The 12,920-nt window shown below is 32.4% G+C and carries 11 protein-coding genes; 7 read left to right on the top strand and 4 right to left on the bottom strand.

Annotation, left to right across the window (positions count from 1 at the left end):
• Nucleotides 1-1,297 precede the first annotated feature (1,297 nt).
• The 4 genes from LB076_RS03430 to LB076_RS03415 are packed head-to-tail and all read right to left on the bottom strand — an operon-like array spanning nt 1,298 to nt 6,029.
• Nucleotides 1,298-2,281 (bottom strand): hypothetical protein, encoded by a 984-nt coding sequence (locus LB076_RS03430; protein WP_066332866.1) that lies wholly within the window; start codon nt 2,279-2,281, stop codon nt 1,298-1,300.
• Nucleotides 2,282-2,290: 9 nt separating this feature from the next.
• Nucleotides 2,291-3,970: a DUF6909 family protein gene (locus LB076_RS03425; protein ID WP_066332863.1), complete on the bottom strand. Its 1,680-nt coding sequence runs from the start codon at nt 3,968-3,970 to the stop codon at nt 2,291-2,293.
• 41 nt (nt 3,971-4,011) lie between these two features.
• The gene (locus LB076_RS03420) at nt 4,012-5,499 is read right to left on the bottom strand and encodes a GH3 family acyl-acid amido synthetase (RefSeq protein WP_066332861.1); all 1,488 of its coding nucleotides are present in this window, start codon (nt 5,497-5,499) and stop codon (nt 4,012-4,014) included.
• Between the two features lie 35 nt (nt 5,500-5,534).
• Nucleotides 5,535-6,029 carry a peptidase gene (locus tag LB076_RS03415; RefSeq protein ID WP_066332859.1) on the bottom strand — a complete coding sequence of 165 codons (495 nt, stop codon included), beginning with the start codon at nt 6,027-6,029 and terminating at the stop codon, nt 5,535-5,537.
• A 215-nt stretch (nt 6,030-6,244) separates the two neighbouring features.
• Between LB076_RS03415 and tatA the strand changes: the two genes are divergently transcribed.
• The 7 genes from tatA (at nt 6,245) to LB076_RS03380 (ending at nt 12,823) form a co-directional block, all read left to right on the top strand.
• Nucleotides 6,245-6,418, top strand: coding sequence for a twin-arginine translocase TatA/TatE family subunit (gene tatA, locus LB076_RS03410; RefSeq protein ID WP_066332858.1), 174 nt, complete (start codon nt 6,245-6,247; stop codon nt 6,416-6,418).
• A 327-nt stretch (nt 6,419-6,745) separates the two neighbouring features.
• Nucleotides 6,746-7,108, top strand: coding sequence for an S-adenosylmethionine decarboxylase family protein (locus LB076_RS03405; protein WP_066332855.1), 363 nt, complete (start codon nt 6,746-6,748; stop codon nt 7,106-7,108).
• A gap of 3 nt (nt 7,109-7,111) precedes the next feature.
• On the top strand, nt 7,112-8,314 hold the full coding sequence (locus tag LB076_RS03400) for a DUF4178 domain-containing protein (protein WP_066332852.1): 1,203 nt from the start codon (nt 7,112-7,114) through the stop codon (nt 8,312-8,314).
• 186 nt (nt 8,315-8,500) lie between these two features.
• A complete protein-coding gene (locus LB076_RS03395; RefSeq protein ID WP_066332850.1) occupies nt 8,501-8,716 on the top strand; it encodes a DUF350 domain-containing protein in 216 nt (71 codons plus the stop codon).
• A gap of 7 nt (nt 8,717-8,723) precedes the next feature.
• Nucleotides 8,724-10,229 carry a polyamine aminopropyltransferase gene (locus tag LB076_RS03390; protein ID WP_232505671.1) on the top strand — a complete coding sequence of 502 codons (1,506 nt, stop codon included), beginning with the start codon at nt 8,724-8,726 and terminating at the stop codon, nt 10,227-10,229.
• Entirely contained in the window at nt 10,204-11,832 is a 1,629-nt protein-coding gene (locus LB076_RS03385; RefSeq protein ID WP_078055255.1) for a flavin monoamine oxidase family protein, read from the top strand. Before LB076_RS03390 ends, LB076_RS03385 begins: the two co-directional genes overlap by 26 nt.
• A complete protein-coding gene (locus tag LB076_RS03380; RefSeq protein WP_066332845.1) occupies nt 11,810-12,823 on the top strand; it encodes a hypothetical protein in 1,014 nt (337 codons plus the stop codon). Before LB076_RS03385 ends, LB076_RS03380 begins: the two co-directional genes overlap by 23 nt.
• The last annotated feature ends 97 nt before the right edge of the window (nt 12,824-12,920 follow it).

Raw genomic sequence — 12,920 nt, 5'->3', positions numbered from 1 at the left:
TGTTTTGGCCTCAAAAGCAGAATTTATTGAGGCAGAATACAATCTAACAATGCCCATTATAATCAATAAAAATATAACTAAGGTGTATCTTTCAAAATCAAAGTTTAAAAATTTATAAAAATTTATTATGTACGAAAATCCATATAAAAAAAGCCCTAATAGGCAACCTAGAATTAAAATTTTTCTGTTCAATTGTTCCAAAGTTCTAAAACTAAACTGTTTTTTAAAAGAAATCAACTGCTTAAAACCAATATAATTTTGAAATATTGAAAATGGGGCTAAAAAGAAATTTGTTAAATAAAAATAGTTCCCAAACTCTTCCACACTAAATTTGTATTCTACTAAAAAACGATCTCCAAATAGTAAAAATGAAAAAGTGCTAATGGATATAAAAAATTGAAATGCGGTAAAAAGTAAATCTTTTTTAGAAACATCTTGGTCAAAAACAAATTTTATCTTTTTTTGACAGTAGATTAATGCCACAATAAATATAAAAATAGTACTAATCAAAATGGCATTTATAATGTATATAAAAAGAATCTTTTTATATACAAATGCAATTACAGCTATTATTAGAAGCGAAAATCTCCAAAAATTGGATATAAATTGTGCAATAACATAATTTGTATTTAATCGTAAAATATTAAATATAAAAAGCAACGCAACCATTGCTAAAGAAGCAAAATACAATAAGAAAATATTTATATAAACATCCAAAAAATAGTTCTTGAAACAATACACTCCAAAAAATGGTATTATTAAAATAATCCAAAAAATGAGTTGCAGTTGAAATTTTTGCGTTGTTATTATGTTTGTTTTTTTCTGAAAAGAATAACGCAAAAAAATCTGCTCTAAGCCTAACAAACCCAGAATGTATATTAAGGACAAGTATGTCATTATAATAGAATACTTACCATATTCTACCTCATTAAAAACAATCTTAAATAGAATGTTCGATAAAAAAAAGCACCCTGCACCTAAAACAATAAGAGCAAAAGAAAAATGCTTTTTTCCGTGTGTGACTAAAATATTTAGCAATTTTCTATAAATTTAATCCGTTAAAAAAACTCTTTGATATAAAACCAGATTTATAATCTATTTTTGCAAAATTACAATAATAAATATACCAGACCACTAACATAGTACTGCCTTTTATTTATACTCTATTTTTAGATTGTTTATTAAAAACAATACTATCCTTTTATACATCCAACAATTAGTTTCATTACAACAAATTTTGGAATAAAAAATGTATCCATCTTATTTTGATCAACCTTTTTCTTAGTAGTGATCCATTTTATACCTCATTCTGCAGCTTGAGTTTTCTGTAAAAGGACTGGGCTTGTTTGCTAATAACAAACATAGAAATCAGAAATAAAGGCAAAAACACTTTCATTAATCCGTTTAAATATTTTGGTTCTTCAATGTTTAGTATAACACTATTTTCTTTAATAATCTTATTGGTACCAATTAAATAGGTTTTTTGAACGGATTGTTGCCTAATTAGGCTTTCTTTGGTTTTAATAATATCGTTTAATTGCATGTTTTCGTTATAAAACATCAACTTATCGTTATTTTTAAAAGAATTTCTCGAGATGGTTACATTGTTCAAAATACCATCAATTTGCTTAATAATTGAATCGCTTTGGTTTAGCTCAAAATGAATGTTTTTATGGGTTTCCTGTTTAATTTTGCTATAATAATCCGAAGAGTTTAAAAATTTTAAAATTGGATCTACTAACTCATGACTAGATATTTTTTTATTTGTATCTAAAAATATTTTTTGAAAATTATAATTCTTACTTGTCATGCTTTCTTCTAAAACAGATTTAACATTCCCGTCTTCGGCCATAACCTTTATCAATTCAAAATTTTCTGGCTGCCCTTTTATAAAATTATAAACATCTACAATGGGTGTTATACTTATCTCCTTTAAAACTTTTGGATTAGCTATACCTACAACTTCTTTTAAAAAAACAGTATCATTCTCTTCAATTTTTGATTTAATTAAAACTATTTTTGATTGCAGATAATCCATGCTTTCAAAATTTGGAGTGACAATAATTTCACTAAAATACGTTTTGGCTTTTTTATCTAAATAAAATCCGACTGCAAGACCTAAAACTAGTAAGGATAGCACTATAATTCTATTTTTTATAAAAAATTGAATAGCATTAAAAATTTTTTTGTTAATGCTCTTAAAAAATTTATTTATTTTTTGTGAAATTTGCATCAAATCAATTTCTTGATTGTCTTGATTTTGGGGTAAATTTGTATTCATTTAGTAGGTTTATTGTAAATTTAATATCTGTTCTAGTATTATTTTGGTGATCAAATAGGTTGGTTTTACACCACTGGTTCCTAATCCTCCTGAGGCTAATGTACTGCCGGTTTCGAGTGGATTGTCTGAGGCGTAATAAGCATAACGAACTTTTACGTTGTTTGGTATGCTCTTTCTGATTTTTGAAGCAGATTGTATGGCTTTTTGATAATATGAGCCTTCCATCTCTAGACCGATAACGCTCCAGGTGGACTCATGAAAAAATTTCAATAAGTCTTTGTTTTGTAATGAGGTTCCTAAAACGGTAACCATTGCTCCAGAATATACTGCAATGCCTTGGCCTTCAAACATGGCTGGTGTTAATTGGTTTTCAAAAAAATAATTGTCTGCCGTTCCTTCATTAATGTGTGCATTGGGGATCATGATATCTCCCTTGCCGCCTTCTAATATCCCGGCTTTTCCCATGATCGAAACAGATTCTACATTTAATAATATCTCTTTCTTGAATGGTTTTAGTAATTCATCTATTGTTTCATAGGCTTGTTCTCCAAAGGCATAATCCATTACAATAAGCACGGGGGCTTTGTCTGAAAAATGTGCTTTCGGAAAAGAGGATTGTTGCCAATTGATTTTGGCGGTGTCAAAAATTTGTACATCAATGTTGGTGCCCGAGGTATCTGGTAGAGCAATCATGCCGTTTTGTAGGGCTACCTTTTCTACTTTATTTCTTAGCTCGTAGGCGCCTGATTTGCTCAACTCTTCATAAATATAAAAGTCTGGTTTTTCTTTGAACTGGTTTTTTAAAACCGTTGTGGCAAAAATAGAATTCATCACCGAGTGCATGTTGGCACTAATTACATGTATGGGACGGTCTAACAGATGGTTTTTTTGTAGTACTTCTTTAATATTGGTAGCCCAGATTTCGCCATGAATATGGTGGCCCAAGCGTTCTCTCAGAATTGGACTAAAGGTAATGGTGCGTTTGGTATCGCTTAGGGTTTCTTCTATGGCTAGTTTTCCTAACCAATACACTACATGCAAGAAACGGTCTGGGGCTGCTTCGGAACCAAATTTATCGTAGATATTTACTACTTCTTCAAAGCTTCTGCCCAAAATATTTGCGGTATGGGAGATGGCTTTTTCTTTGTCAATTAAAGGGAGTTTTTTGGTCTGAGATACGGCTTGTTCTAGTTTTACCCAATCTCTAGAAACCTCTCCTGCATCATCCAATAAAACCCGGTTTCTAATCTTGTGCGATTCTATAAAAAGAAAGGTTAAATGGGTCAGAATATCATAAATATCGGATCTACCTCTGGTAATCTCTACATTCATTTGCTCCTCATCAATCCGGTAGCAATTTCGTCTTCTTTTGAGTGGTACAATTGCCTTAAAATGGGATCTTGAATAGCCCTCATCGGAGGTAAGATTAATAAAACGGCATTCTTCCATCCCCAGCGGAAGCCGCTCAGTTACATACAAAAGTCCGTTTAGTTCTACCTTTTCTTCGGCAATATTTCCGTAAATTTCTGGACGTAGCGCCAATAAAGCTTCTCGCAAGGTATCGCCCGAAATCCCCATGGGTTTATAAAAACCTCGGTTGAATAAATGGCGCATGGTGATGTACATTTTTTCAATAGCCGCAGAAGACTCTTGTGCTCTGGATCTGGATATAATTTTGGTTTCTTTCATCGATCGGTATGGTTTCTTGATTATCAGACTTTAAAAAGGCTTTATTTGGTGTTTAATAAATCTACTATATCTCGATTGTTGGACAAACGCGGGATTTTATTTTGTCCTCCTAGTTTTCCGATGGCTTTCATGTACTGCTGGAAACCGTTTTGAACTACTTTAGTAACTACTACTTTCTTTAAAATATTTCCAACAATCAAATCGTTATAATACATGTTTTGCTTGCGCATGGCAGAATCTAAAGCTAGGGCAAAGGCTTCTAAATCTTGGGGTTCTTGTTCAAATTCAATATACCATTGATGGTATGGCAATCCTGTAGCTGGCGTTATTTGTGGGGCAACCGTAAATTCATTAATCCGGATCTGGGTTCCTAAGGTTGCCTCTTGCAGGGCGCTCTCTACTTCTTTGCCAATCACGTGTTCTCCAAAAGCAGAAATATAATGTTTGATTCTGCCCGAAACAACCACTCGATATGGACTCAATGTAGTAAATGCTACGGTATCTCCTATATTATAACCCCAAAGTCCTGCGTTGGTAGAGACTATTAAAACGTAGTTTATACCCAAGGCTACCTCGCCAATGGTGTAGCGTTTGGGGTTGTTTGTATAAAATTCGTCACTTTTGATAAATTCATAAAAAATACCTGCATCGAGCAGCAAGAGCATGCCTTTTTGTTTTTGAGAGTCTTGATAGGCAAAAAAACCTTCGGATGCAGGAAATAATTCAATGCTGTCAACTCTTCGGCCTATAAGGTTTTCAAATTTGGCTCTATAGGGTTCATAATTTACGCCTCCGTAGATAAAGAGGTTAAAGTTCTCAAAAAGCTGGCCTACTCTCTGGCCTGTTTTTTGCTCCAAGCGCTCAAAATACATTTGGACCCAAGAAGGAATTCCCGAAATCACGGTCATGTCTTGCTGATAGGTCTCGGCAACAATAGCATCAATCTTGGTTTCCCAATCTTCAATGCAATTGGTTTTTAAGGAGGGTAGGCGGTTTTTTTGTAAATATTTGGGTACAAAATGGGCTACAATTCCGGATAAACGCCCAAATTGTATGCCGTTTTTTTGTTCTAAAATTGGGCTTCCTTGCAAAAAAATCATTTTTCCATCTACAAAATCTGCCTTATTTGTTTCGTGTATGTAATGTAAAATGGCATTTCGGGCTGCTTTAATATGATAAGGCATAGAGGCTTTAGTCAGCGGAATGTATTTGGCTCCAGAGGTCGTTCCGGAGGTTTTGGCAAAATACAATGGCTTGCCTTTCCAAAGGATGTCTTTTTCTCCATCCACTACCCTATCTATGTAGGGTTTTAAATCCTCATAATCTCTAATGGGCACTAATCTAGCAAAGTCTGCAGCGGTTTTTATTTGTTCAAAATGATGGTCTTTGCCAAATTGGGTGTGTTTTGCTTGCTTTAGTAAGTCTTTCAAAACCCGTTCTTGGCTTGCAACTGGCTGGCTGGCCCAAGCTTGTGTTTGTTTGAATATTATTTGTGCAGCTATTTTGGCAGCAATTGATTTTATAGACATTTTGGCTTGGGTTCTTTAAAAAAATAAAAGCAAATTTATCGTTTTGATTTTTGGAGAGTGCTGTTTTGTTCTTGTTTATTTACTTGTTTACGTAAGGCCAACTCTTCTTCGGAGGCAGTGAGTTTAAGCACCTCAACGCTCTGGGTTTGGTCTTTTAAAATAGAATCTTTATTGAATTTGGCATATTCTAACTCTCCGGTAAGTACTTTTTGAATAGCGTGTATATAGGCTTCATTTTTTTTTAAGGCAATGGCCAACGAATCGGATTTTAAAGCCAGTTCTGTTGCTTCTTTTTTTAGTTTTGTAGAAGAGTAACCAGGTATAAATTCTCGTAAGGGCGTAAATGCAATAATTAAAGTAGTGATCAAAATCAAGAGTATTGCTCCCAAGGAAGCCACTACAAAAACGTTCATTAGGTTTAATTTTAAAGAAAATTTTTCTTCAAAAGTATCTTCATTCAAAACAACCAAACGGTTCTTGTTGAATAATTTGTTATGAAGTTTTTTCCTTTTCAATCGTTTTTCTGTCATTTTTTTTCTTTAGACTACAAATATAATAATTTAAGTCATTGATAGAACGCATGCGCCGGATTTGGCTAACTAACTCGGTTTGCAAATTGCTTTTAATATATTTTAACGTAACGTATAGCAAATAAATGTTTTAAAAACGGTAGCCATAAAGTTATTCTATTTACCTTTGTAGCTACTTTTATTACAAATTTGCTTCGGCAATAAATTATTCAATCATGGGAAAATTTGGTGTTACAGAAATCCTAGTTATTTTAGCAGTTGTTTTATTACTTTTTGGAGGCAAAAAAATTCCAGAATTAATGAAAGGATTGGGTGGCGGAATTAAAGAATTTAAAAATGCCGCCAAAGAAGATCCTTCCACTGATAAAAAAGAAGATCCTAAAGCGTAACGAATTAGAGTTGCATTTAAGCTCCGGTTTAAAGCACGGTAATCCCAAATTCCAAACTAATGGCATTTGGGATTTTTTGTTTGTTTTTGTTGTATGTGGTTCTGGATTTGCATATTTTTTTAGAATTTATATTCTAATTAGTCTAAAACTCTAATACAACACTACGACCCTTTGGTGTAGTTGTGGTAGCTGGTGGTAGCGCTATAAAACAGCCAAAATAAGCTGCTTTTATTAGAATTAAAAATAACCAATAATTGTTGCTGTGTCAAAAAATAGACTATTTTCGTAAACTAATTCTTTCTGTTTTTCCATATTACTAGTATCTAAATGAATCCAGTTACTTATTCGCCCGGCTTGCATAAATTGGTTACTCTTGAAGTCAAAAAATTGGATACACTTATAAATAGTCAAAAATTTATAGCTTTCTCTGAAGATTTGCTGCTAAAATACACTTTAGAAAAAGTAGGCATTAGCATTCATGATTTTGAAAATGGCAGTTTTACCATTGCTATTTGTTTGAAAGAGTCCCATATATGCATTCATACTTGGCCTGAATTTAAACAATTAACATTAGATGTTTATTTGTGTAACTACTTGCAAGACAATACATTAAAGGTTAAAGAAATTACTGCAGATTACATTTCTTATTTTGAAGCAAAAATACTTAAAGATTTTGAAATTAATAGATAAGATATGACTGTTACTTGTTTTAATTGTAATACTACTACAACACTTGACGTTCCATTTTTGGTTGCTATTTTTGCCTGTCCTCATTGTACCTACGTGTATAAAAACACTAGGGATGTGGGTCTTAAGTTTAATAATAGATTTAAGTCCTACTACTATGACCAAACCTTTGTCGTTGGTAAAACAGCTACTTTTAATAATCAAGAATATACCATAACCGGAATCCTAATAAAAGCTTGTGATGGATTTGAATGGAAAGAATACATACTAATCAACAAAAAAGAAGAATTTCTATATTTATCGGAATCCTCAGGTCATTGGATTATTTTGCATGAAATTGAATTTCAAAAAAAAGTAGGTAACCATCCTTTGACATTAGAATATGAAGATAAATTGTTTGATCGTTACAATTACTGCTACCCTACTTTAATTTCGGCTCAAGGATTTTTTGATTTTGATATCTATTCTAATTTCGAGTTAATCGAATACATTTGCCCCCCTTTGTTAGTATCCTTTGAAAAAAAGGGTCCAAATCAGACTGCCTTTTTAGGGAAACACATTTCCAGAAAAGAAATTAAAAGAGCATTTCATACCAATAACACACTTGCTGCTAAAAGTGGTGTTGGCATGGTGCAACCATTCCTTTTTAATATCGGCAATTTGGCTTTAATCTGTTGTTGTTTTGCTTTATTGATTCTATTTACACATTGGTACACCAATATAAATCGTATGGAACAAAATGTACTCAATACAGAGATGGCTTTTGAACACTATGCAAACAAAGACTATATTACGCCTAGTTTTGTACTAAAAGGCAGTTCAGCACCATTATCCATAAGAGTGCATACTAATGTTGATAACTCTTGGGCAAATGTACAAGTGGCTTTGATTAACGAAAAAACCAACGAAGAAACCTATGCAAGTAAAGATATTGAGTATTATCACGGTTATGCTGATGGCGAAAGTTGGACTGAAGGAAGTGTGACCGAAAAATTAAATATTTGTGGTGTAGGGCCTGGAAAATACCATTTGTCCATTACACCAACCAAAGCCGTTGAAGATGTACAAAACCAAACTTTACAAATTCAAGCTACTTGGTCCAAACCCTCTTATAGAAATGTGTATATGACCTTTCTTTTTATGATTGTATTTGTGGTAGCAATGTTTTATCTAGACAAAAATTTTGAAAACAAACGATGGGAAGAATAACAGACTTTATAAAAACAAATTATCTTTCGCTATTAGTTGGCTTATGTTTTTATGCATTATATGTATATTATAACACCAATGGAAATAGCATTTGTGATTGCGAATCAACCGAAAATTATAGACCTACACAAGGAAGTCGTAGTTCTTTTAATCATTTTTATCATAAATAATTAAAACCAATTTACCATGGAAGCATTAACAATGAAACCCTTTTTAGCTTCAATTGTTTTCTCTCTTTTAGGAATTATCATTCTTTTAATAGCTTACTTTATTATCGAACGATTAACCCCTGAGAACACTTGGAACGAAATTTCTAAAAACAACAATACGGCTTTAGCAATAGTATTTGCTGCCTTTATCATTGGTATTTCAATGATTATTAGTGCCGCAATTCATGGGTAAAAAAATATTGAAATTTGAATATTTACTGCTCTTTGCAGTATTTACAATAGCTACATGTGGACTAGTTTATGAATTAGTTGCTGGTACGTTAGCCAGTTATCTATTAGGCGATTCGGTAAAACAATTTTCATTCATCATCGGAGTATATTTATTTTCAATGGGAGTGGGTTCTTATTTTTCTAAATTTTTGACTAAAAATCTATTAAACACTTTTGTAGAAATAGAAATACTAGTAGGCTTAGTAGGTGGATTGAGTTCAGTGGTATTGTTTTTATTGTTTGAGAGTGTTTATTCTTTCCAAATCTTGCTTTATTTTTTGGTGTTTGTAACAGGGTGTTTGGTTGGTTTGGAAATCCCTTTGTTGATGAATATTCTAAAGGATAAAGTTGAATTTAGAGATTTAGTATCCAATGTTTTTACCTTTGATTACATTGGTGCACTATTAGCATCGGTATTATTTCCTTTATTTTTAGTTCCAAAACTAGGAATTATGGGCACTTCCTTATTCTTTGGTATGATAAACATTTCAATAGCAATTGCTTTGTGTTTTTTGTTAAAAAAAGAATTAAAAAAAGTATATTTCTTAAAAAGTAAAGCAATTATTTCTTTCCTAATACTACTTATTGTTTTCCTGTTTTCAGACAAAATATTAGCCTATTCAGAAGAAAAACTTTACGGAGAAAACATTATTTATACCCATACAACCGCATACCAGCGCATCGTACTTACTCATAATAAAAGTGATTATAGGCTGTATTTAAACAACAATTTGCAATTTAGTTCTACTGATGAATATCGTTATCATGAAGCTCTGGTACATCCCGCTATGGCAATGGCAAAAAAAGTAGATAATGTATTGATTTTAGGAGGTGGTGACGGACTAGCTGCTAGAGAAATTTTAAAATACAAAGAGGTCCAGAAAATCACTTTAGTAGATCTAGACCAGGGTATGACTAAATTATTTAAAACCAATGCTGTTTTAACCAATTTTAATGCTAATTCACTCAATAACATTAAGGTCACTGTTTACAATAAAGACGCCTATATCTGGGCCAAAAATTGTTCCGAGAAGTTTGATGTAGTTATCATTGATTTTCCAGATCCATCTAATTATAGTCTAGGAAAATTATATTCGCTGAACTTTTATGCAACCGTTCAAAAACTATTAAATCTAGATGCTGTTGTGGTAATTCAAACCACTTCTCCCTATTTTGCTCCTAAATCATTTTGGTGTATTAATAAAACCGCAATGCAAGTTTTTCCTCAAATTGATGCTTATCACGCCTACGTTCCCTCTTTTGGAGAATGGGGTTATACCATTGCAATCAATGGTTTTGGAACTACTTTTAATACCGTAAACCGAAAATTAAATACCCTTCGTTTTTACAATTATCAGTTTGAAAAGTTTAATTACTTTTCAGAAGACATGCTTTCAAAAAACATCGAAATTAACCGATTAGACAACCAAATTTTAGTACGCTATTTTGATGAAGAATGGGGAAAATTACAATAATTCAAGAAGAAATTTCTTCAAATCGATAGCTGTATCTTTACTTATAATTCCGTTTTTGGAATCCTGTAAAGAAAAAGCCTTCACTTTGTTGATCAGATTATCTGGTACCAATCATATTTTAGGGCATAAACTCAGAGTACAAAATTTTCCAAAGCCGACTAAAGAAATAACAATCCCTTATTTAATTGTAGGCGGCGGAATTACTGGATTAAGTGCCGCAAGACAGTTAACCAAAAAAGGAATTACCGACTTTTTAGTGGTTGAATTAGAAGATCATTTAGGAGGAAACTCTTCCAACGGAGAAAATAAATACTCCAAATATCCGCTTGGCGCCCATTATTTACCATTGCCAAATGTAGAAGATACCCAGTTGATGCAATTTTTAGAAGAAGAAAAAATCATTCTGGGCTATGATCTAAATGGTCTTCCTGAATTTGATGAAACCCAACTTACTTTTGCGCCACAGGAACGCCTATTTTACAAAAATAACTGGCAAGAAGGTGTAGTTCCAAAACAAGGAAACTCAGACCAAGAAGAACGTGAGCTTAGTCGTTTCTTTAAACTAATGGATACATTTCGGTCTAAAAAAGATTCCAACGGAAAATTTTGGTTTATGATTCCGCAATCCCAATCCGCAACAAACCATGATGTAAAAGCACTAGACTCAATAACCATGATGCAGTGGTTAGAGCAAAACAATTTTAGTTCAAAACCCTTATTAAAATACCTTGATTACTGTTGTAAAGATGATTTTGGGCTAGGTATTGCCTATGTTTCGGCTTATGCTGGAATTCATTATTTTGCAGCAAGAAAACTAAATGCAAGTCAAAACAAAGCCGATACCGTTTTGACATGGCCAGAAGGAAACGCCAGATTAGCGCAACATTTACAAAAGTATGTAACCGATAAATGCTTAAAAAATCATTTGGTTTACAATATCAAGATCCATGATAATAAAGCTGTTGCAACAGTATTTGACAATATATCTAAAACATCCACAACAATTATTGCCAACAAAATTTTGCTGGCAACGCCACAGTTTGTAAATCAATATCTATTAGAAAACCGTAAAAAATTAGCCACAGAATTTCATTATACCCCTTGGTTGTTAGCAACTCTGGTTGTTTCTGGTTTGAGTGATAACAACCGCTTTCCACTTTGTTGGGATAATATTATTTATGGGTCAAAAGGTTTGGGTTATGTTTATGACCAGCACCAATCCTTACAACAAGTTCATGACAAAAAAGTGATTACTTATTATTATAGCTTTTCGGCTGCTGACCTAAAAAGTTCTCGCCGAGAATTATACAAAAAAACGCAAGAGCATTGGATAAAAATGGTGTTCGAAGATTTAAAAATAGCACATCCAACCATTGAAGAAGACACTCAAAGCATCGAAATTCATTTGTTAGGCCACGGAATGATTAGCCCTGTACCTGGATTTATTTATGGTCAAGCCAAAAAAGAAGCAGCACAATCCATAAAAAATAAAATTTATTTTGCACACACCGATTTAGCTGGAATTTCTATTTTTGAAGAAGCCTTTCATCAAGGTATTAACGTAATAAACAATATGATGGATGATACAACCATGGATTCATAAAGCAAAAACCGACAGTTTTTTTATACTCCTTCCCTCTTTTTTAGTAGTTGCTATTGTATTTTTATTTCAAAAACAACTACAATTAATAGAAGAACAATATTCCTTTTACACCTGGCTCATTTTAGTTGTTTTTATTGATGTAGCACATGTTTATGCCACACTCTTTAAAACCTATTTTGTAAAGACTGAATTTCAAAAAAGAAAAAAATTATTAATAGGCTTACCTATTTTGTGCTTCCTGATGGGTTTAGTATTATTTTCCTTAGGTAGTGCAGTATTTTGGTCTGCTTTAGCATATATAGCGGTATTTCATTTCATAAGGCAACAATATGGCTTCATGCGTTTATATGCCCGAAACGAATCTAAAAAATGGGTCTGGATTGATAATGCCATCATTTATACCGCAACAATATATCCGATGCTGTTTTGGTTTTTGTCGCCTTCGCGAAAATTTAACTGGTTTGTAGAAAATGAATTTTATATGTTTGAAAATCCTTTATTACTAAAAATATTCGGTTGGGTTTATCTTTTTATTTTACTGATTTATATAACTAGAACCGTTTATCAATCTTTAAAAAAAAATACATTCAACATTCCAAAAAATGCAATTATTGTAGGGACTATTTTATCTTGGTATTTCGGAATTGTATATTTTAATACGGATTTAGTTTTTACTCTATTGAACGTTGTGTCTCACGGTATCCCTTATATAGCATTGATTTATCTAAATGAAATAGAAAAAAAATCCAAAACTGAACTAGGTTTTTTATACCAATTCAAACAGTATAAAGGCATTATTATTTTTATAATGGTCTTACTTTTAATTGCTTTTTCAGAAGAATATTTATGGGAATTACTTATTTGGAACGAACAATTTTCAGGTACAAATCTTCATCTCCAAAATTGGCATTTTATAATTATACCCTTACTCACAGTACCACAATTTACCCATTATCTTTTGGATGGTTTTATTTGGAAAAGTAAATCCTAATTTTGCTTGTGCTAGTATTTATATCCCATTTAACACAAACCTTTACAAGCCAAACTTGTAATTTTAAAAAAGTTGCAACACCAATTGATCCCAATTG

Origin of the sequence: Flavobacterium crassostreae, assembly GCF_001831475.1 — a bacterium.
Lineage (GTDB): Bacteria > Bacteroidota > Bacteroidia > Flavobacteriales > Flavobacteriaceae > Flavobacterium > Flavobacterium crassostreae.
The sequence above is the reverse complement of the archived record's forward strand: the minus strand, read 5'-3'. Positions and strand labels throughout refer to the sequence as shown.